Source organism: Pseudomonas sp. Z2-11, from assembly GCF_054161305.1.
On sequence record NZ_CP096395.1, the window covers coordinates 2,089,306 to 2,110,774 of the forward strand.

The following is a 21,469-nucleotide window of genomic DNA, read 5'->3' on the forward strand; positions in this document are numbered from 1 at the left end:
GTACCCTTGTCAATTTGATCGGAGAATGATCATGTCGGTTAATTCGCTGGAAAGTTTATTAAGCCATATGAACGGGGTCTCGGTGTGTCACGGCTGGGGAGCGATCGCGGTATTCGGTCGTGCCCAACTCAATCGTTTATTGGAAACACAGTACCTCGCCTGGTTGAATGAGTCCCGACAACTACCGCCGCTCAGCGGTGAATTCGATGTGACGGATGACGGGACCGAGTCCGTGACATTGGACTCTCTCGTTCTGGGCAAACCGGTTTTATCGTTCGAATCGGCATCGCTCAATTCTCACCGCGTCACGTTGACCATGAATATCATCGCCGGTACCTACTCGGCCATGAGCCGGCCGGTACTGGGAGTCCCCGGATTGATGTCCAGCTTCAGTATTTCTGAAGACCTGGGCTTCAAGGTCGAGATGAAAATTGACCTGGATCAGCTCGAGGGCGAAGTCGATAAAAAGGGCCGGATCACACTGGATCTGGCCTCAGACCCTGAGATGACCTGCAATCTGGGGAGTCTGCCGGGCGTCCAGAAGAAAATCGGCGCATTCATTCAGGGGCTCCTGGCTGTGCAGCCAGTGGATAAACGGACTTTTGAACTGGGCCTGTTCAATTTCAGTGGTTATAACCCCTTGAGCCCGACGGGTTACTACCTTAGTACGCAAAAGGCCCCCGGTGCCGAAAATCCTTTGGCGCCCAACCATGGCGACGGCGCCGTGGTGGTTTTCATCCGGCTGAAAGTCAGCGATGAAAATGGAAGCATTCCGGGGGAAGGCAGTGGTTTCCCGTACTTGATACCGGATGATCAGGTGGACGGCGAAGACCTGTATTCGGCTTCGCTGGTGCTGAACCATGACTGGATTGATCTGCTCAATGAGACGCAACTGGACGTGCTCAAAAACCTGTTGTTCCCCGGCGAGAACGTCTTTATCGAGAGCACCGACGGCAAGCATGAACCGCACGACTTTCTGGTGCTGGGCAATATCAAGCCAACACCCGAGAGCATGACGATTGAGCCGCCGTTTATCAGCCTCAGGGGCGAAAAAACTCAACAGTTCACCGCCCGTGCGGGTGACGGCAGCGTCATCAATGATGTTCAGTGGAGTGTGAGCAACCCGATCAGTCCACTGTCGGTGGGCACTATTACCCAAGAAGGCGGTGTGTATACGTCGCTCAGTCAATCAAAGATGGGCAAGGAGCAGCTGCCCACAGTGGTAACTGCCGGCTATTCCATGGAAGATCGGAAGCGCATCAGTTCGGCGTTGGTACTGTCGGTTTTCGAAAGCATGAGTATCTCCCCGAGAGTATGCACCAGCGGCATCGGTACCGGCGCCACGCCGATTCAGCTGTCGGCGACCACGCTGAGCGGCGGGGATTTGGTCTGGCCCACACTCACGCCTGCGGAAGGTCTCTTGACGGTCATGGATAACAATCATGCTGTTTATAAGCCTCCCATCTCGCTGGCGGAACCACTGGTGGTTCAGAAAATCAGGGTGCTGGACAAAAGTACCCGTGAGACTATCGAGGCAACGATAGTATTACTCAAGTCACAGCAAACGTTGGCAATTGACCCGCCGTTTGTGCCCTCGATCAGCCTTTCGGAGACGGTTCAATTGCGGGCCGATTGGGAGTGGCCGGAAGATTGTGTCTGGAGCGTCATTGGTGAGGGGGAAGTGAGCCAGGAGGGTGTTTTTACTCCCCCCGCGCAAATGACGTCGCTCTTCACTGTAGTGAAGTGCACTGCCCCTCGAGGGCGTAGCGGCTACAGCATCATCCAACTGTCCGAAAGACAAGAAGCGGAACCACGATGGTCGGAACTCGACGAGTTTTCAATTATCGCTAACGGTGGACAGGACCAATGCTATTCTAATGGTTTGCAGCAAATTCCCGTCATCATCACAATAAAGACCAAGTCGATCAACATGGGTGGCGAGGAGATCTATATTCCCGTCAGCGACGTGGAGCTGTCAACATTAAGGCTGGTTGACAAGTTGACGGGTGCCGAAGTTCCCTTTACCCGCCTCGCCCAGGAAGGGATTGAGTACGACAGTGGCATTCAATGGGCGGTTAATAAAAAAAGAAACCGCTTCAAATATTATTCCCCTGCCGGCATTGGGCAAACGCCCGCATTAGCGCCACCTGTAGCAAAAAACAATGGTGTACGCTTCAGGGAGTTTTATATTCACCTTGCCACTGCGGAGAGCCGTACTTTTTTTGCTCGGTTCCAAGCCGCTGATGGTTCAACTCATAATTCGACTGACAATTCAAACGAAAACTATGAAATTACCGTAAAGGGGATCAGACCTACCCCGCCGACGATTCGTGATTATGAGTTTGTGCGCGATCGTGCGTTCCAGGACAGTGCCGGTCATGATGAGCCCGGCAACCCGGAACCGGACTATTTCAGCTACTATCTAAAGTCCACTGATTACTGGCGGCTGAGCTATCGTCGCCAAGGCATTTACCCTGTTGGTTTTGCGACGCTGCTCATCGAGAAAAACATTTCGACGATCCAGTGGGAAAGCGAACTGCTCGATGAAATGTTTTTTAGTTATACCGGTTATGCGTTTCGTCCTGCGAACTATGATAACAGCGACAGTCTCGCGCCGGATGGGCTGTCGTTCGATCTTTATTTCTGGAGATTGACAAGGGGATATGCAAAAACGCTCAAAACTTCATTCGAAGGCGATAAACAACCTGCGCCGGGTGAGCTGATTGTCAGTTTGCACCGTACGGACGATATGAAGTATTGGCATGACGGTATGGCGAATGGTGATGAGCACAAATTTTATCGGAAATTATTGGATTTGGGCGTTATATTTGTCTTGTTGGATGAAGACGGTAATCGGCATAAGGTGAAGATTTCCTTTGAAGCGTCCTCGCGCACTGACAGCCGAAATATACTCATTCTTTCGTTAGTGTAAGACGTCCGATAAAAAGTTTCCCGGCGTCGCGCCAGGCGCCGTGTGACTTGCGGTCGTCTGGTTGATTTACTCTATAGACAGAATAGGTACATGAAAGATGACCAGTTCCAGCGCTGTCCACTCCCAAGCCTTCAACTTCATGAGTTTCCTGCAAAACGGTGTCGACCCGCGTACCGGCCAATACACCGTGTCCATCAACTTTCCCGAGATCAAGTGCAACGAACTTTGCGGCCCGGTCGTCCCACTGGGCCTGGCCTTCAACCCGATCAACGTCCTGGACTCCGGTTTCGGCCTCGGCTGGAACCTCAACCTGTCGCAGTTCACCCCAAACGACAGCATCCTGGCCTTGAGTACCGGGGAAACCTACAAGGTCACCGGCAGCGGCGATAAACCGGATATCAAGGAAAAAAAGCTCGACAGTTTCCACTTCGAAAACAACGGCGACGGCACCTATCGCGTGCTGCACAAATCCGGGCTGATCGAGGTGCTTGAAACCGGCGGCAGCGGCGCCGACAAGGTGGCCCTGCCGGCCAGGCTTTATTCGCCCGCCGGCCACATGGTCAGCTTGTCCTACGCCGCTTTTCGGGGTGGTCAGCGCCTGGAAACCATCAGCGATGCCCAGGGCGAACTGTTGCGGATCAACCGCCCCAGCGATACATCGGTCGAAATACTCCTGCGCCCCTATGACGGCCCTGACGGCGGTCCACTGGCGCGCTATGAGCTCAAACTGACCAACGGCTGGGTCGATGAGATTGTGTTACCGACCGACGAGAAGGCCTCCTGGCGCTTCCTCTATGAGCCGATCCGCGGCATCCTTTGCATCAGGGACGTCAAGACGCCCGTCGGCGGCCATGAAACCATCGACTACCAGGACCAGGGCCATCCCTATCCTGGCAGCGCCCAGCGCCCTAACCTGCCACGGGTGACCCGCCATCGCACTGATCCGGGTTTCGGCCAGCCGATGATGGAAGTGCTCTACAGTTATGACCCTCTCAACAATGGCCATAACTTCCTCGGCAACGGCGCCGTTCTCAGCTGGGTCGAAGGTCTGGACAATCTCTACACCGTCACCCACACCTATGAATACGGCACCAGTGCCACGCTCATGGCCGACGGCAAGGCGGTGCGCCGGGTTGATCGCACCTTCAACCGCTTTCATTTGCTGACTGAAGAAAAAACCACCCAGGACCATTGCGTAAAGAGGGGCTCGACGACCTATTACGCCGAGGACAAGCCGTTCGAGGAGCAGGTTGCCCAGTTCCAGTTGCCCAAGGCAGTCAAGACCAGTTGGGAGATGGACAACGATGCGACCAAATACCGCTACGAGGTCGCGCAGACCGCTTACGACACGTCTGGCAACCTGACCGAACAGGTCGAACCCGACGGCATCAAAACCGTTTATACCTATTACCCCAGGGAGGGCGCCGACGGCTGCCCGCCCGACCCGGAAGGTTTCGTGCGCAACCTGAAGGACAGCACCGTCGTGCCATCGCCAATGGGCAACGGTGAGGCGCCGACCCTGCGCACCCGTTATCGCTACAGTGCGCTGGCGCCGTTGGCGGGCAGCCAGTTAAAGGACTGGTTGGTGGTGGATAGCGAGACCCTGCTGCAAATAGAGAACGGCGACGAAGGTGAGACAGAAGCGCAATTACAGCAAATCCTGCGCAGTTGTTTTGTCGAACCCGACAATGCCTTCCTGCACGGGCGCCCCCAAAGTCAGCGGGTAACTCTGCCCAGTAAAATCACCCCAGACAACAGCACCATCACCGACTACCAATACAGCAAACCCGACAGCTTGCTGGCTGGAGAAACGGTGCTACAGACTGTCGAAACCCTGACCGGTTTTGACCACGTGGCGGGCACCCATGAAGTCCAGAAGGTGCTGACCTTGCAGGATTCATTGCTGCATGGTGAGCCGCTGCTTAACCGTGACGACAACGATGTAAAAATCCGCTACACCTACGACGCTCTCACCCGGGTGACGAGCGAAACCGTAGCGCCCGGAGAAGCGGAGTTCGAAGCCACTCGGTATTATAAGTACACCCTGACTTCCGTGGACGGGCAACAAGCCGAACAAGTGGCCATCGATGTCAAAGGCGTGAGTACCCGCACACGGTTCGACGGGCTCAACCGGGCGATCTACGAGGAACGTCAGAATGCCGACAGTAATCTGCGCGCCGAGGATTTTCGTCAGACCTACGCTAGCATCTACGACGCGCTAGGCAACCTGATCAAGGAAATCGACTACGACTGGGAGGGCGAGCAGCCGGTACCGCTGACCAGCCTTTTTGAATACGACGCCTGGGGGGCGCAGCGTTGCGTGACGGGTCCGGACGGGGTCAAAGAGTATGAGGAACACGACCCGATCGGCACGGCTGAGTCGAAAGGGCCGATTCAGCGCAGTTGGCGGCAAGGTAGTGGCGCAGAGCCGATGATCAGCGGTGTGACCGTGGCCTGGCTCAACCTGTTCGAAAAGCCAGCCCGGAGCATGCGCTTCGAGAACTTCGATCCCAAGGCAACGCCCATCAGTCTGCATCAGTACAGCTATGACGGACTTGGGCGTACCAGCGAAGAAATCGATGCCCGCGACGCCGTTACGCAGTACAGCTACGATGCTTTCGGCCGGATGCTCACCAACACTCTGCCGGGAGGCGCCGTGGTTCAGCGCTGCTATGCCGCACACAGCACCGGGGATTTACCGACCAGAATCAGTGTTGACAATATCGTGCTTGGCGAGCAGGAGTTCGACGGCCTGGACCGCATGACCCGCTCCATCACCGGCGGGCGCGAGCAAACCTTCACCTACAAGCCCGGCCAGACCCAGCCAACGACGGTTACCACCGCCAGCAAACAGCTGATCCACTATGCCTATCAGCCGCAGTTGGGCGAGGAGCCTCGCCAGCGAAAGCTGCCTGATGATGTCACCGCCGATTATGTGTACGACGGTAAAAATGCTCGCCTCGTCAGTTGCAAGGAGCAAGCCTTGGAACTGACTCGTGAGTATTTCACCACGGGTGAGCTGAAAAACGAACAGCGCCTGCAGGGCGATGAATCCTACAGCATGCAATACAGCTATAGCCGACACGGTCGATTGTTGAGCTACACCGATGTGCTCGGGCAGACTCAGCAGTGCCACTACGATTTGGCAGGGCGGCTGGAGCGTACTGAGCTGGGCACAACCACCTCGAGCTTCACCTACGATAACCTGGGCCAGACGGCGACTATTCATACCCAGGACAGCGCCAGTGATCAAAGCCTGAAAATCACTCTGGAGTACGATGCATTCGGTCGCGAAACCAAACGCACCTTCGACCTCGACGGAACCGAGCAGCAACTTACTCAGGTCTATAACGAAGTTGATGCACTGATCCAGCGGACGTTGTGCGAAGGCGCAACACTGTTACGCGACGAAACGTATGAATACGATCCACGCGGTCGTCTAGTGCTCTATGAATGCAAGGGAAGCCAGCCACCGGTGGACCCTTACGGCAAAGCCATTACGAGGCAGGTATTCGCATTTGATGCGCTGGACAACCTGACCCGAGTAATCACCACTTCTACCACCGGCAGCAACCGAGCCACCTATACCTACGGTGCAACCGACCCGGTGCAGTTGTGCAAAGTGACCAATACCGGCGATTCGGCGTATCCAGCCGAGATCCTGCTGGACTACGATGCGGACGGTAACCTTATCCATGACGAAGAAAACCGCAGCCTCGAATACGACGCCCTTGGGCGCTTGACCAAGGTGAGCGGCCTGCCGGAGTCTCAGCGCGGGTAGTGGTGAAGAGTAACGCTTCTACCAAGGCGGCGAATTGGCCACCCGATTCCAGGGTGGCCAACGCAATATTTATGCGCGCTGATGGGAACCTGCTCACTGAACTCACTTCCCCCCAGTCACATCAAGAAACGTCCCCGTCACAAACGAGGCCTCTCCACCCGCCAGCCACAGAATCGCCCGTGCCACTTCCTCCGGTTGGCCGCCCCGACCCATGGGAATCGAATCCTTCACCCGATCAACCCGCCCCGGCTCGCCGCCGCTGGCGTGCATTTCGGTGTAGATGTGTCCGGGGCGAATGCAGTTGACGCGTATGCCTTCCCGGGCCACTTCTTTGGCGAGGCCGATGGTGAAGGTCTCCAAGGCGCCTTTTGACGCCGCGTAGTCGACGTATTCATTGGGGCTGCCCAGGCGCGCCGATGCCGAAGAGACGTTGATGATCACGCCGCCCGGGCCGTTATGCCGGTATGACATGCGCTTGACTGCGTGCTGGGCGCAGAGAATCGGGCCGATGGAGTTGACCGCGAAGATGCGCTGCATGCGCTCGAAGCCAAGGTCTTCCAGGCGTGACTGAGCCGACAGTATCCCCGCGTTATTGACCAGGACGTCGATGCGCCCGAACGAGCGGTCGATGGCCGCGAACAGATCGGCGACCTGTTCGGGGTCGGCACTGTCGGCGCGCATGGCCAGCGCGCGGCGTCCGAGTGCCTCTACATCCGCCGCCACTGCCAGCGCTGCGGGCTCGTTGGCAACGTAGCTGATCGCGACGTCGTAGCCTTGTGCGGCGGCCAGCCGCGCGGTGGCGGCGCCCACTCCGCGACCTCCGCCGGTTATCAGGATCAGCGGTGCCTGCGAGTCGTTGACCATGGTGAATAGCCCTCCTGAGCAGTTGGTGTGTCAGCCGATGATGATGGTGCCGCTGACGATCACTACGCACGCCAGGATCCGGCGGGCGGTGAGTGTCTCGCCGAGGAAGATGGCGCCGATCAGCGCCGCAAACAGCACGCTGGTTTCGCGCAATGCCGATACCGCCCCCAGGGGCGCTTCGTTCATGGCGTAGATGACGATTCCATAGGCCAGCAAGGAGACCAGCCCGCCGGCCGCGGCGCTTAATGTTCCGGGGCGGACAGAGAACAGGCTGCGTGCGTCGCGCAGGCCGATGTAGACCATCGGCATCATCACGCCCCACAAGGCGCACATCCAGACGGTATAGGCGAGCGGCGCGCCGGAGAGCCTGGCACCGATGCCGTCGACGACGCTATAGGCGGCGATGAAACAGCCGGTGCCCAGCGCGTAGGGCAGGCTGGGCACCGACAGTTTGCGGCCCCTGAAGGCCAGGGAAATGATCCCGCCGGACACCAGCGCAATCCCCAGCAGGACGCCGGGGGCGATGCTTTCTCCGGCGAAGACGGCGGCGCCGAGGGCGATCAGTGCCGGTGATGAGCCACGGGAAATTGGATAGACCTGTCCCAGGTCGCCGACCCGGTAGCTGCGCACCAGGAACAGGTTGTAGCCGACGTGCAGTACGGCTGAAAGCACCGCATAACCCCAACTGGCGGCAGCCGGTGGGACCATGAATGCTGCGGCGACGACGCAGGTCACGGCGATGGCGATGCACATGATCGTCATTGACCACAGCCGATCGGCACCGCCGCGCAGCAAGGCGTTCCAGCTGGCATGCAGGAGCGCGGCGAAAAGAACCAGTGAGATGATATGGATAGGCATGCGCCATTCTAGGCGGCGCAGATGCCTGTACTACAGCGAAGTCTCCTCATCGTTTCATGAGTAAAAGCTCATGCATTTTCATAAGCGCGTTGGACGGTCGATGCCTCGCCGATCAACCATTGGCGGAAGCTGACGATATGCGGCTGCGATTCGATGCCCTTGGGACAGACAAAATAGTAGGCCAGCGGTGACGGGAATGGCACGTCGAACAGCCGCACCAGGCGGCCATCGCTGATTTCGCTTTCGACATGCCCGCTGCGCACCAAGGCAACGCCCTGGCCGAGCAGGGCTGCCTCGACTGTCATGTTGGTGTCGCCGAACCTGACGCTTTCCTTGAGTGGCAAGAATTCCAGGCCGACCTTCTCAAACCACATCTCCCATTTCGGCACCAGCTCGGCGCCATCCCGGGTCAGCAACGGGTAGTGCAACAGTTCGGCAGGGCTGCGTGGCGTCCCGAAGCGCTGCAGCAGATCGGGACTCGCCACCGGAAAAACCTGCTCGCCGAAGAGAAATTCCGAATACAGGCCGGGGTAGTTGCCCTTGCCGAGCCGGATTGCCACGTCGGCCTGGGCACTGGAGAAGTGGATGATCTTGTCGGTGGTGTCCAGCGAGACCAATAATTCCGGGTGCAGGCGGGAGAGATTCGGCAAACGGGGCAGCAGCCATTTCAGTGCGAAGGAATAGGTGGTGCTGACTTCGAGTCGAACCCTGCCTTTCTGCTCGCGCAGATCGCCCAGGGTCGCTTCAAGGCTCATGAAAAACTCGCGCACGATGGGCGCCAGGGTAGCTCCCGCGGCGGTGAGGCGCAGTGACTTGCCACGTTCGAACAGTTGCAATCCCCAAAGGGACTCCAGGTGCTTGAGCTGGTGACTGACCGCGCTTTGGGTGACGTGCAGCTCTTGCGCGGCAGCGGTAAAGGTCGCATGGCGGGTGGCGACTTCAAAGGCTCGTAATGTAGCGGTCGGCGGCAGGTCTCTCATGTGAAGGGTATCCGGCGATTTGAGGATGCGCGTCATGAGCGCTGGCTCATGATAGAACATCGCCGGCGGCTATGAATGGGGCGGCTCACGAAGGGATTGCTGATAATGCGCTTCATCGACCTCGGTCAGGCTCGCATAACCGTCGTAGTGGTAGATTCGGTGCTTGTCTCGGGCATGACGCTCCGTCAGGAACTCCAAGGTGCTCAGGTCGATACGCTTGGCACTCAGTGGCCGCCGATGGCAGAACAGTTTGCGTGTACCCAATTGCAGGAAATCGGGATGCGGCACGCGAACTTCGTCAGGCTCGAAAGCCACATCCAGCCACTTGCCTTCCGAGAAGATCAGCGTGGGGCTAACGGCATAGGTACCGAGAATGCGAGTGTCGCAAGGATGCAGCTTTTTTTTCGCCTCGCCGTAGTAATAAACCGCGTCCCGATCCTTGGCCCAACCGTGCCCGCGAGACTCGAAGGTGGCCACTTGGGCCTTACGGATCGGTTCGGGAGGATGATAGAAAACCCGGTGGCAGAACACGGTTTTGCCGTCGGTGAGATAGGGGCCGCCGAGTGAGCGGAAGTGCTCAACCGGCTCCTGGGAAAACCGTTCGGGCACTTGCGTCTCGGCGTTATGAAACGGAATCAGATAAAGCCCCCGGGCATCGCCGCACAGGTGCGTGTCGAGCAATTTGAAACTTGCTGCGTCCAGCCCGTTGATAACGCGGCCATGAAAATACACCTGGCGACCGACTTCGAAACCGAGGCCGATGGCTTCTAACGGCGGCGTTTCTGCTTGCGCTTCTGCAGCTTCAGGCGGCGCTTGCAAACGATGCCACCAGTAACCCTGCAATTGCGGATGAGCCTCGAAGTAGGGCGCCCATGCCTGTTGCATGGCCGCATCGATGATTCCGCCAGAACCCAGCGGCCCCTTCCTGTCGCCTGCGAGCACAGGCGAGTAGTCCAGATCATCGCCACAGAGCTGAGTCACGACGAAGCTTTCCACGTCGACATCCAGGCGTTTCTGGCGTTTGTAGACGTGCCGATGATCGCGATAATAATCGAACCCCAAGTGGCGGAAACTTGGGCCATGGGCATCACGCAGACGCGTCCCGGCGGCATAGACGTACAGGTCGTCCACGGCGAAATACTCATCCTCGCTTTCGCTGCTGCCGACCACGCGGCCGCACTCGTCGAACGCCGGGTGGCAGTTCTTCAGTAGCCGAAAATCACCAACGTAGCGCAGGGTCTTGCCGGTCAGGTAATAGGCGCGTTGCTGTTCCTTGGCGTAACGTTCGTTAAGCACGGTGAAGGTCGCCAGGTCGGCATTGTCGATGCGATAGAAGTACTCATAGGCAATGCTCGAACCTTGCTGCGCCTGCACGATGATCGACTGCCCATCGGTTCCCCAGCGTTCGGCGAGCATCCGGAAGTCGTCCGGATTGCTGATTGGCAATGGGGTGCTGTCCTTCTGATGCAGGGGTTTGAAACCCTTGTAGACCTGGCCGTCAATCACTCGATAGGAAGGGTGGTTGCAATAACGCACCCGCGCCGTCGCGCTGGCGATGAATTTGCCTTGAAGAAAGATACTCACCCCGTCGCTGAACAGGGCAGAGGCTGCAGTCACCGAGGCTGGCGACGATGGCACCGGGGCCAGGCTGTCGGGCTTTGCCTGAAGGATTTCGGTGATTGCGTATTCGCCGAACCAATAGGCGCCGGACGCATCGCGCCAATATTGGTGCCCAAGGTTTTCCAGGGCTTTGTCGAACCGAAACGCCAGGCTCTGGAGCGCGTGATAACCGTAGCGCTGTGGGTAGGCGGGAAGCAGGTAATAGTCGCGCAAGGCGTCACGCAAAACCCGGGGGTTGCGTCGATGCCGCCAGACCGGCTGGCCGGCAACCAGAGGCGAGGGCGGATAACGCCCGTCACTGGCGGCTTTCGCTATCGCGTCGGGGTGTGCGCCTTCAGGACTGAGCAGGATGTACACGTCCGGCACTTGCCCGTCGCCCAGCAGCACACCTTCCAGGAAGGCGAAACCCTGATGCCATTCGAGATCAAGCGGCTCCCACTCAGCAATAGCCGTCTCTACGTCTGTCATGTTGTTGCGACCTGAGCGTTCGATGGTTGGCCAATGATCACGGTTTTACATGCCAGAAGCACACCGTTCAGTTATGAATCGGCAGGCTCACCCGGAAAAGTACGAAAAAACCGCCGCAGACTTTATTGAATCGACGCCCGGTTCGGGCCAGCCAGGGCCTGACCCGGTGCGCTGCGCTGGCTACACCGAACTCGACGATAAACTCGACAACCGCGTAAGTCAGCGCGATGGCCAACGTCAGCGCGATAATGTAGAAACCCGGGCGGCTTTTCATGGTGAAGAGTTGACCGGACGGATCCGTCTGGGTGTCGCCGAGGACGAACCCCCCAGCACCGGAGCACTTTCGCGGTGAAACGTCAGGCTTTGTAGCGCTCGGCAACCGTCGATTGCTTGATCTGCGACAGCAGTCCCTGCCGCGCCGCCTGCAACGCATCCCAGCGCGCGCCGTCCTGCAAGGGTGGAATGGTCACGCCTTCGCGGCGATCGAAGCCGACCAGCGCGGCGTCAACCAGGTCGCTCACTTCCATGATTTCGCTCAGCGAATTGATGTCGATGCCGGCGCGCTCCCAGATTTCGGTACGGGTGGCTGCCGGCAGCACGGCTTGGACATAGACGCCTTTGGGCGAAAGCTCGAGGCTCAGCCCTTGGGAGAGGAACAGCACGAAGGCCTTGGTTGCGCCGTAGACCGACATGCCAAATTCCGGTGCCAGGCCGACCACCGAGCCGATGTTGATGATTGCGCCTTCGCCAGCGTTTGCCAGGCGCGGGGCGATGGCGCTGGCGAGTCGAACCAGCGCGGTGGTGTTGAGCGCAACGAGGTGCGCGACGCTGTCGGTGGTCTGTTCGATGAAACTGCCGGACTGGGCGGCGCCGGCGTTGTTGATCAGGATGCCGATGCTGTCGTCATCGCGCAGGCGGGCCTCGACCTTGTGCAGATCGCCGGTTTGGGTGAGGTCGGCCTGGAGCACATCGACGCTGACGTTGTGTTCATTGCGCAGTTCGCTTGCCAGCGCTTCCAGCCGCGCGTTGTCGCGGGCGACCAGCACCAGATCGTGGCCGCGTTGAGCGAAGCGCCTGGCATAGACCGCGCCAATGCCGGTGGAGGCGCCAGTAATGAGGACGGTTTTGCGAGTGGTCATGGTGTCGGTCTCTTGAAGGGTCGGGAGTGTGCAATCACTTCATTTGCGGTGCTGCTCAGCGAACGTCGGGCAGTCAGTTTCGTACCGCTTGTTTCTAGGATGATGACCGAAATCTAAACTGTCAACGAATTTGATTATGCTCGGCATCTATGTATGATGAGGGCTTGATTCGAGCGGCCACGAGGTATACGCAAATGAGAGTGACCAAGGCCCAGGCACAGGCAAACCGCGAGCACATCGTCGAGACGGCGTCCGTGTTGTTCCGCGAGCGCGGCTTTGACGGAATAGGCGTGGCGGACCTGATGGCTGCTGCGGGTTTTACCCATGGCGGCTTCTACAAACATTTCGGTTCTAAGGCCGACCTGATGGCTGAGGCTTCCGCGAACAGCCTGTCGCAGTCGCTGGCCAGCACCGGCGAGCTTGATGTAGCCGGATTTTTTGCGATGTATCTATCCAGGGAACACCGCGATGCACGGGGTCACGGTTGCACGATGGCGGCCTTGTGCGGGGATGCGGCGCGTCAGTCAGACGAGTTGAAGGCGACTTTCGCCAGCGGCGTCGAAAGCACCCTGGCTTCGCTTGAAAAAAAGCTTGAGACACAAGAGGAGGGGGGCCGGGCGAAGATGCTTGGCCTGCTCGCCCAGGCTATCGGCGCGATCATGCTCTCGCGCGCGTGCCCGGACGATGCTCCGCTGGCTGGCGAAATACTCGAGGTCTGCCGAGCACAGATCCTCGCGTCCCTGCCAGCATCGGAGCCATGAAAAACCAGCGGTAGCGCAGCACGTGCTACCGCTGTCCGGGTCAGAAAATGAACTTGAACAGGGCAATGACCACGATCAGGCCGATGAGGAAAATGATCCCGACGGTACCACCAAGAAATTTCAACATGAGGACGCTCTCTTCAGATGGGCTTAGTGTTCTAGACCCCTGGCGAGCGCGCGCGGTTCGTTAAATTTTCGAATGATCGGCCGCAGGCTTTCAGTGAACCGCCAGGGACCTCGGGACGGAAACGTATTCGAACTTCGACACGGTCTTGATCCAGTACCGCCGATACTCGGTCTTGTCCGGCGCCAGCGGTTTATGGCTTGACCAACGGTTTTCCGCCTTCAGGCTGGCGCGATAAGCCTCCCATTCTTTCTGCTCGGCCACTTCCCTGGCTTTGTTCCTGTCATCGAACCAACCCAGCACGTACGCATCGCTCTGGTCCGTGCCGCTCGCTATCAGCAGATATATGTCTGTCATCACCGGTTCCCGCCGCAATCCAGCCACCCAGTCACTGGGCTCTTGTGAGGGTTATCGGCCGTGGTTGCGGTTTTTGAAGCGGCTTGATAAACGGCCCTGGGTTCGACGCGCCACTGCTCAGGCACCCTCCGTCTGCGCAAGATAAGTCATCAGCCATTCGCGGAAGCGATTGACACTTTGCCGGTTCGGCGCGCGCCCCAAGGGTTCCAGCAGGCAAAACTGCGCATCGGTGCGCAAGAGGCTAGCGGTCGGGCGGACAAGGTTGCCGGTCTGCAAGTGGTCGCCGAGCAACCTCGACCAGGCCAGGGCCACACCTTGCCCGGCCAGCGCCGACTGGATCAGCATCGAGTAGCTGTTTATGTTGATCCGCCGACGAGGCTCTGGCGCCTGGTGGCCCAGGCGTCGGAACCATTCCTTCCAGCCGATCCAGTCCCGATGCTGATCCTCCAGCCATAACCAGGTGCAGGCGCCGAGCTGGTCGAGCCTGCCGGCCTCGGGGTGCTGCGCCAGGTACGCGGGGCTGCATACCGGGAAAATCTCTTCGCTGAACAGCGCGGTGACCTTCATGTTGTTGGGCGGCTTGCTGCAGTAATACAACGCCAGATCGCAATCGAGTCGGGAAAAGTCCTCGACCTGGTCGGTGGCGATGATACGCAGGTCGATTTCTTCGTGCTGGCGCTGAAACTCCGAAACAAGCGGGAGCAGCCACAGGGATGCCATCGCCGTACTGGTGACCACGGTGACTTGCTGCGCGCCTTGCCAATGCCGAACGCCAGCCGTGGCGCGGGCGATCTGCTGCAACGTATCGCGAATGCTTTCGTGGTACTGGCTGCCTGTAGAAGTGAGGTTGATTTCACGGGTCGTGCGGATGAACAGTGCCGTGCCCAGATAATCTTCGAGCAGGCGTATCTGGCGGCTGATGGCGCCCTGGGTGACGTTCAGTTCACGAGCGGCCACGGTGAAACTCAGGTGGCGAGCAGCGGCCTCGAACGCCACCAGGCTGTTGAGCGGCGGCAACGGTTGCAGTTTCATCGGGCTGGGTCACTGTCTTGTTTGGGGTCAGGCGCAGGGTGATTGTGCAGAAGCCTGCGCGCAGTGACTAGCGGATCAGGCGTGACCGCTAGAGATCGATGATCAGATTGGAGGTCGGCTTGCTGCAGCAGAGCAAGCGCAGGCCTTTGTCGATCTCCCGTTGGCGGATGCCGCCGTTGTGGTTCATGTCCACCGTGCCTTCCAGCAGGGCGGTCTTGCAGGTGCCACAGATGCCCTGGCTGCACGAGGAGGGCACGATCGCCCCGGCTTTTTTTGCCGCGCTCAGCACGGTCTGGTTGCCGGGCATGCTGAAGGTCTTGCCCGAACGCGACAGTGTGACGGTGAACATGTGTTGCTGGTCGAGTGAAGAAGCCTGCTCGATCAACGGTTCCTCATTCAGTACCGCGATATCGAAGCTTTCCTGATGATAGTGGCGAAAATCGAACGCCGCTTCCCTGAGCAGCGCCTTGACCGCTTCCATGTAGCCCTGGGGCCCACAGGTGAAAATTTCCCGCTGGTGGTAGTCCGGCACTTGCTGGCTCAACAGAGGCAGATCGAGCCGGCCGATCGGCTGCTGCCACTGGCTGGCAGCGCCGAGCCCTTCGCAAATGCCGATGACCCGCAGGCCGGGCATATCGGCCTGCATTAGCGTCAGTTCGTCATGGAAAATGATATCCGCCGGCGTACGGGCGCTGTGCAGGAACACGATGTCGAGATTGGCCGCCATGTCACAGGCGGCGCGGGTCATCGACATCAAGGGCGTCACGCCGGAACCGGCCGATAGGTACAGCAGTTTTGTCGCCGGATGACCCACCGGTGTGAAACTGCCCGCCGGGCCGGATGCCCTGAGGTTGTCTCCCGGTTCGAGATGGTCATGCAGCCAGTTCGAGACCACGCCACCCGGCACGCGCTTGACCGTAATCGAAAAGGTGAACGGGCGCGTGGGGGAGGACGACAGCGTGTAGCAGCGCGCGATGGTTTGCCCACCGATGACCGGCGACAGCGTGATGAATTGCCCCGGTTCGAAGCTCAACGCACTGAAGTCCGCGCATTGAAAGACGAATGTCTTCACATCATGGGTTTCCTGGCGCACGGCGCAACATGACAAGGTTTTCTGCTCGCCGCTGTGCCATTGCGAGCCATAAGCGGTCCAGGTCGTCGGGTCGGTAAAACGTTGGGGGCGCGTCAGCTTTTCGTAGGTCGTCATGTTCATCCCTCACACGCCATGGGCGGCCAGACGCGCCGCGTACCAGCGAGAAAACTGGTCGACATAGGTTTCGGTAAACGCCGAGAACGGTCCGGGCGAATAGGCCGGGTCCTGGGTGCCGCTGTGGGTGATGCCGACCAGGTTGGCGTCTTGAAGATTGGTTGCCGCCCAGACTTCGATCAGTCTGTCCACCTGGTAGTCCACGCCCTCGATGGCATCGGCGTGCACCAGCCATTTGGTCCGCACCAGGGTTTTATCGGGCGCCAGCGGGATGATGTAGGAGACCACCGCATGGTCGCTCATGATGTGGCTCCATGAGTTGTGGGTCCACAAGTGCATGTCGCCCAGATCGCGTCGGGTGAGGTCGCCAAACAAGCGCGTGCAGGCGACGCGGGTATCGAGGGTCTGGGATTCGCCGTTGCCGGCGATGGCCAGGCGCTGGGTGCGGAACTGAGTCACCGCGTCCTCGCCCAGGTGCTCGACGGCCTCACAGAGGTAGCCTTGGTTTTCCCAGTCTTGCCTGGTATCGGCGTTGCGCTGGTGGTATTCCTTGAGTGCCAGGAGCGAGTCCTCGCCCAGGCCGTCGGTGCAGAAGCCGAAGTCTTCCGGCAGGAACGACGCGGTCAATTCGGGGTGAGTGGCGGCGCAGTGATAACACTCGCGATTGTTCTCGATCACCAGTTTCCAATTGCCGTTTTCGATGATTTCCGACTCGTAGGCAATCTTCGAACGGACAAGGTCATATTGAGCGAAGCGCGGGGTCATGACCTGGTCGAGGTACAGGATGTCTTCTGGCGGCTCGTCACTCAGGCAGACGAATACGTGAGTGCCAACCACCCGGGTATGGACAGGGATCAGGCTCTTGCACCCCGGGTCGAAATCCTTGCCCATGTGCGCGGCATGTTTCAGGCTGCCGTCCAGGTCGTACGTCCATTGGTGGTAGGGACAGACCAGCATGCCCACCGTCGATTTGCCGGCCTGTTTCAAGCGCGCCCCACGGTGCCGGCAGACATTGCGGAACGCCTGCACATGCTCGTCATCATCGCGGACCAGGATGATCGAGGATTTGCCGATATCGATCGTCGAAACATCGCCGGGTTCGGCAACGTCGCTGGTGACCCCCACCAGAATCCAGTGTCTGGTGAAAAACACATCGACGTCGGTTTCAAAAACATCCTCGCGGCCGAACAGACCGCCGGGCATGCCATGACCCGGGGTGCGGTCGGCAAGCAATTCACGATGGGTTTTCAGGGTTGGGTTCATCGTCGATCTCACTCAAGGCCAATGATCGGTGGTTGGCGGACAAGCAGTGCTGCAGGGAAAACGGGTTTCGTCTGTTCAGGCCACCGCAGGCTCTGACAATGGCTCGGATAAAACCGGGCGCGACAGGTCATGCCCGAGCAGTGCGCGGTACAGTTCCGTATCGCCCAGTACACCGACGACGGTCTGGTCTTTATCGAGCACGATCAATGGGTGTCCTGTTTCGTAGCGGATACGCAGCGCCTCGCGCATGCCGGTATCCGCCGGCACCGAGGTGACCAGGCGGCGCAAGGGCGCGGTGGCCTCGTTGCGGTTCCAGCGTTGCAGCGGTTGGGCCGCAGCGCCGCGGCGCACGCTGGCCAATTCTTTCGATGCGTTCAGCGCAACCCAGAGGTTCTGCACCGTATCCAGGCAATATTCGCCTTGTGCGGATATGCACTGGTCCAACGGGGTCATCAGGCTTCCCGCACAGAGCACATTCAGTGGGTTGGTGTGGGCGACGAAGTTGCGCACGTAGTCATCGGCCGGCTTCAGCACGATCTCCTCGGGTTTGCTGTACTGGATGATCTTGCCGTCTTTCATGATGGCGATCCGTGTTCCCAGCTTGAGGGCTTCGTCCAGGTCATGGCTGACGAAGACGATGGTCTTGTGCAACTTGCGCTGCAGGTCGAGCAGTTCGTCCTGCAGGCCTTGGCGAATCAGCGGATCGAGGGCCGAGAAGGGTTCGTCCATCAGCAGGATATCGGCGTCCATCGCCAGGGCGCGGGCCAGGCCGACACGCTGCTGCATGCCGCCGGACAACTCGTCGGGCTTCTTGTTGCGCCATTGGGTCAAGCCCACCAATTCAAGCTTTTCATCGACCAGCTTGCGCCGCTCCTTCTCGGGGCGGCCTTGCATTTCGAGGCCGAAACCGATGTTCTCGCGCACGGTCAGCCAGGGCATCAGGGCGAATTTCTGGAACACCATGGCGATGCGTCGGGTGCGCATCATTTTCAGCTCGGCCGGGGTGCAGGCGGCGATGTCGATCTGTCGGCCCTCGTGCTCGACGAACAATTTGCCGCGACTCACCGTGTTCAAGCCGTTGATGCAGCGCAACAGGCTCGACTTGCCGGAGCCGGACAGGCCCATCAGCACGCAGATTTCACCTTTGTTGATGTCGAGATTGGCCTTCTCCACGCCGACGATCAGGCCGGTCCGCTGCAGAATCTCCGGGCGCGAAAAACCCTGGTCGAGCAGCTCCAGCGCCGGTTTCGGGCGGTTGGCGAAGATGACGTCGACGTCTTCAAAACGAATGATGCTCATGCGTCACCTCTTTTCACGGTTTCGCGCTGCTTGCAGATGCGGTCGAGGATGATCGCCAACAACACGATCGCCAGGCCTGCTTCGAAACCCATGGCGATATCGGCGGTGTTCAGCGCGTTGACCACGGGTTTGCCCAGGCCATCCGCGCCGACCAGCGCGGCGATGACCACCATCGACAGCGACAACATGATGCATTGGGTGATGCCGGCGGCAATGCTCGGCATCGCGTGGGGCAGTTCGATGCGTGCCAGCAACTGGCGGCGCGAGCAGCCGAAGGCTTTGCCGGCGTCCATCAGTTCTTGAGGCACATCGCGCACGCCCAGGTAGGTCAGGCGGATTGGCGCGGCAATGGCGAAGACCACCGTGGAAATCAATCCCGGAACCACGCCGAGGCCGAACAGCGTCAAGGTCGGGATCAGGTAGACGAAAGTGGGAACGGTCTGCATCAGGTCGAGCACCGGTCGCAGGGTTGCGTAGAACCAGGGACGATGCGCCGCGACGATGCCCAGCGGCACGCCGATGATGACGCACACCAGCGTGGCGAATGTCACCTGGGCCAGGGTTTCCATGGTTTCCTGCCAGTAGCCCAGGTTGAAGATCAACAGGAACGACAGGCCGACGAAAAGCGTCAGGCTCACCTTGCGTTGAATGTAATAAGCGAAGAGGGCCAGCAGCCCGATCAAGGCCGGCGGGTTGAACCAGAGCAGGGCGCTGGTAAAGACCGCAATGACCTCGGAAAGCGACAGCGAAATGGCGTCGAAGACATCGGCGCCATGTTGGGTCAGCCATTCGACGTATCGGGCGATGTGCTCACCCAGCGGGAGTTTTTCTTGTGCAGTCCACATAAGGCGGCTCGTTTTTGTTCTGGTTTGCCTGGAGCAGATACTCATCCGGGCGTGCGGTGCTGACAAACCATTTAAAGTCAGCGGCTCATGAGTTTTTGTCATCAATCCTGCTGGGATTCGGAAGCACAAGTCGAGTCGCGTTGAGCAACTGTACTCAGGTGTACATTCGGCGGGCATCCGAGTACATTCGCGTTACGTATGTTCAACAAGGTGGATGCAAGATGCCCCAGGTAGGGAAGGCGCGCGGCAAGGCCCAGGACGCCGGCTGGCGAGGGTCGCCCGAAGGCTGGCTGGAAGCGGCCTACGAGGCCTTGAAAGAGTCCGGTATCGATGCGGTCAGGGTCATGCCGCTGGCCAAGCGTTTGGGATTGTCACGCACCAGCTTCTATTGGTTCTTCGAGGATCGTGAGCAGTTGCTGGCCGCCTTGCTGTCGCGCTGGCGGGAGACCAACACCGGTGGCTTGATCCGGCAAAGCGAGAGCTACGCCGAGAGCATTTCCGAAGCGATCCTGAATGTTTTCGAATGCTGGCTCAACCCTCAATTGTTCGATTCGCAATTTGAATTCGCCGTGCGCAGCTGGGCGCTCCAGTCCGCTGAAGTGGCGCAGGAAGTCGCCATCGTCGACGAGCAGCGAATGGGTGCCCTGGCGAGCATGTTCAAGCGCTTTGGTTACGACAGCCAGGGCGCCGACGCACGGGCCCGGACGATTTACCTGACCCAGATTGGCTACATCACCATGAACACCAGCGAGCTGATCACCGTGCGTTTCCAGCGCATCCCGCATTACGTGAGCATTTTCACCGGTAAAGTACCCAAGCAGCGCGAGCTGGATCGTTTCTACGGTAAATTCGGTTATGCCGAAAAAGAGCCGGGGATCTTTGTGCCGTTGACGGAAACCTTTGAAGAGACGGCCGGGAAATGAACGCGCCGACGCTGGGCATCATTGGCGGAACGGGCTGGCTGGGCGGGGCGATTGCCAAGGCTGTGTTGGCGCAGGCGCTGTTGCCGGCGGGTCACCTGGTTATTTCCAATCGCTCGGGTGTCCATCCTTTGGCGCAACAAGGCGTTTGTCTGGTCACGGACAACCAGGCGCTGGTGGACCGCAGCGACGTGATCATCATTGCGGTGCGCCCTGAGCAGTTCGCCGGCCTGAGCCTCAACGCTTCTGGCAAGACAGTCATTTCATTGATGGCCGGGATCACCGCGCAGGCCATTGCCATTCGGACCTCGGCTTCGACGGTGCTGCGGGCGATGCCTAATGCGGCGGTGGAGATCGGGCAGTCGTTTACACCTTGGTATTGCGCGGGTGTGGTGGATGCGGCGACTAAAGGCCTGGTTCAGCGCTTGTTCGAATGCGTGGGCACGGCTGCCGAGGTCGAGGAGGAAGATTTCATTGATTACCTCTCCGCGCTTTCCGGCACCGGCCCGGCCTTTCCCGCCTTGCTCATGACAGCCCTGGCCAATCAGGCGATGGAGGCCGGCATCCCCGCCGAGATTGCACAGCTTGCGGCGAAGAATGTCGTGGTCAACAGCAGCCAGTTACTGGCCAGCCATGACGCCCGGCAGATGATCGACGCCCTGGTCGCCTACCGCGGCGTGACCGCCGCCGCCCTCCAGGCGATGACCGAGGGACATTTCGAGGAGCAGGTGGGGAAGGCATTGCAAGCCGGCGCCACGGTCGCCCGCCAGGGCCTGCAAGCCTGATTCACTGATCAGACCTGTGGGAGACCTGTGGGAGCGAGCTTGCTCGCGAAAGCGTCAGCCAGTCCAACATCCCTTTCACTGGACCACCGCCTTCGCGAGCAGGCTCGCTCCCACATTCTAATCTTCGAAAGGCACAGGGCATGTGCAACCCACAATCCCTTGTGGGAGCGAGCCTGCTCGCGAAAGCGTCAGTCAGTCCAACATCCCTGTCACTGAACCACCGCCTTCGCGAGC

General features: G+C 59.3%; 17 protein-coding genes and 1 pseudogene. 5 read left to right on the top strand and 13 right to left on the bottom strand.

What is annotated here, in order from left to right; all coding sequences use genetic code 11:
• The first annotated feature begins 31 nt into the window (after nucleotides 1-31).
• Together M1E16_RS09410 and M1E16_RS09415 are read left to right on the top strand one after the other, a co-directional pair.
• Nucleotides 32-2,932 (top strand): hypothetical protein, encoded by a 2,901-nt coding sequence (locus tag M1E16_RS09410; RefSeq protein WP_458129723.1) that lies wholly within the window; start codon nucleotides 32-34, stop codon nucleotides 2,930-2,932.
• Between the two features lie 97 nt (nucleotides 2,933-3,029).
• A complete protein-coding gene (locus M1E16_RS09415) occupies nucleotides 3,030-6,713 on the top strand; it encodes an RHS repeat domain-containing protein (protein ID WP_458129724.1) in 3,684 nt (1,227 codons plus the stop codon).
• 102 nt (nucleotides 6,714-6,815) lie between these two features.
• On the opposite strand, the gene M1E16_RS09420 is transcribed toward M1E16_RS09415, so the two are convergent.
• The 6 genes and pseudogenes from M1E16_RS09420 to M1E16_RS09445 all read right to left on the bottom strand — a co-directional run bounded on the left by M1E16_RS09420 (nucleotide 6,816) and on the right by M1E16_RS09445 (nucleotide 12,642).
• Nucleotides 6,816-7,577, bottom strand: a complete 762-nt coding sequence (locus M1E16_RS09420) for an SDR family oxidoreductase (protein WP_458129725.1) — start codon at nucleotides 7,575-7,577, stop codon at nucleotides 6,816-6,818.
• A 30-nt stretch (nucleotides 7,578-7,607) separates the two neighbouring features.
• Nucleotides 7,608-8,435, bottom strand: coding sequence for an EamA family transporter (locus M1E16_RS09425; protein ID WP_458129726.1), 828 nt, complete (start codon nucleotides 8,433-8,435; stop codon nucleotides 7,608-7,610).
• Between the two features lie 68 nt (nucleotides 8,436-8,503).
• On the bottom strand, nucleotides 8,504-9,415 hold the full coding sequence (gene gcvA / locus M1E16_RS09430; protein WP_305495621.1) for a transcriptional regulator GcvA: 912 nt from the start codon (nucleotides 9,413-9,415) through the stop codon (nucleotides 8,504-8,506).
• Nucleotides 9,416-9,484: 69 nt separating this feature from the next.
• A complete protein-coding gene (locus tag M1E16_RS09435; protein ID WP_458129727.1) occupies nucleotides 9,485-11,503 on the bottom strand; it encodes a DKNYY domain-containing protein in 2,019 nt (672 codons plus the stop codon).
• Nucleotides 11,504-11,570: 67 nt separating this feature from the next.
• A pseudogene (locus tag M1E16_RS09440) lies at nucleotides 11,571-11,753 on the bottom strand (LysE family translocator); the annotation flags it as partial.
• A 106-nt stretch (nucleotides 11,754-11,859) separates the two neighbouring features.
• Nucleotides 11,860-12,642 carry an SDR family NAD(P)-dependent oxidoreductase gene (locus tag M1E16_RS09445; RefSeq protein WP_434652866.1) on the bottom strand — a complete coding sequence of 261 codons (783 nt, stop codon included), beginning with the start codon at nucleotides 12,640-12,642 and terminating at the stop codon, nucleotides 11,860-11,862.
• A gap of 194 nt (nucleotides 12,643-12,836) precedes the next feature.
• Between M1E16_RS09445 and M1E16_RS09450 the strand changes: the two genes are divergently transcribed.
• Nucleotides 12,837-13,403: a TetR/AcrR family transcriptional regulator gene (locus M1E16_RS09450; RefSeq protein WP_434569065.1), complete on the top strand. Its 567-nt coding sequence runs from the start codon at nucleotides 12,837-12,839 to the stop codon at nucleotides 13,401-13,403.
• A gap of 40 nt (nucleotides 13,404-13,443) precedes the next feature.
• Here M1E16_RS09450 and M1E16_RS09455 read toward each other — a convergent pair whose 3' ends face one another.
• From M1E16_RS09455 to choW, 7 genes are all read right to left on the bottom strand, one after another.
• Nucleotides 13,444-13,530 (bottom strand): small membrane protein YohP, encoded by an 87-nt coding sequence (locus tag M1E16_RS09455; protein ID WP_442087941.1) that lies wholly within the window; start codon nucleotides 13,528-13,530, stop codon nucleotides 13,444-13,446.
• Nucleotides 13,531-13,620: 90 nt separating this feature from the next.
• Nucleotides 13,621-13,884, bottom strand: a complete 264-nt coding sequence (locus M1E16_RS09460; protein ID WP_305495615.1) for a hypothetical protein — start codon at nucleotides 13,882-13,884, stop codon at nucleotides 13,621-13,623.
• A 117-nt stretch (nucleotides 13,885-14,001) separates the two neighbouring features.
• Entirely contained in the window at nucleotides 14,002-14,916 is a 915-nt protein-coding gene (locus M1E16_RS09465) for a LysR substrate-binding domain-containing protein (protein ID WP_458129728.1), read from the bottom strand.
• Between the two features lie 88 nt (nucleotides 14,917-15,004).
• Complete coding sequence (locus M1E16_RS09470) at nucleotides 15,005-16,123, bottom strand: FAD-binding oxidoreductase (RefSeq protein WP_458129729.1); 1,119 nt, start codon at nucleotides 16,121-16,123, stop codon at nucleotides 15,005-15,007.
• Between the two features lie 9 nt (nucleotides 16,124-16,132).
• Entirely contained in the window at nucleotides 16,133-17,386 is a 1,254-nt protein-coding gene (locus tag M1E16_RS09475; RefSeq protein ID WP_458129730.1) for an aromatic ring-hydroxylating oxygenase subunit alpha, read from the bottom strand.
• A gap of 75 nt (nucleotides 17,387-17,461) precedes the next feature.
• Nucleotides 17,462-18,685: a choline ABC transporter ATP-binding protein gene (gene choV / locus M1E16_RS09480; RefSeq protein WP_458129731.1), complete on the bottom strand. Its 1,224-nt coding sequence runs from the start codon at nucleotides 18,683-18,685 to the stop codon at nucleotides 17,462-17,464.
• A complete protein-coding gene (choW, locus tag M1E16_RS09485; RefSeq protein ID WP_458129732.1) occupies nucleotides 18,682-19,530 on the bottom strand; it encodes a choline ABC transporter permease subunit in 849 nt (282 codons plus the stop codon). The genes choV and choW overlap by 4 nt, the downstream gene beginning before the upstream one ends.
• A gap of 221 nt (nucleotides 19,531-19,751) precedes the next feature.
• On the opposite strand from choW, the gene M1E16_RS09490 reads away from it, so the two are divergent.
• Together M1E16_RS09490 and M1E16_RS09495 are read left to right on the top strand one after the other, a co-directional pair.
• On the top strand, nucleotides 19,752-20,453 hold the full coding sequence (locus tag M1E16_RS09490; RefSeq protein ID WP_305495603.1) for a TetR/AcrR family transcriptional regulator: 702 nt from the start codon (nucleotides 19,752-19,754) through the stop codon (nucleotides 20,451-20,453).
• Nucleotides 20,450-21,235 carry a pyrroline-5-carboxylate reductase family protein gene (locus M1E16_RS09495; RefSeq protein WP_458129733.1) on the top strand — a complete coding sequence of 262 codons (786 nt, stop codon included), beginning with the start codon at nucleotides 20,450-20,452 and terminating at the stop codon, nucleotides 21,233-21,235. The genes M1E16_RS09490 and M1E16_RS09495 overlap by 4 nt, the downstream gene beginning before the upstream one ends.
• The last annotated feature ends 234 nt before the right edge of the window (nucleotides 21,236-21,469 follow it).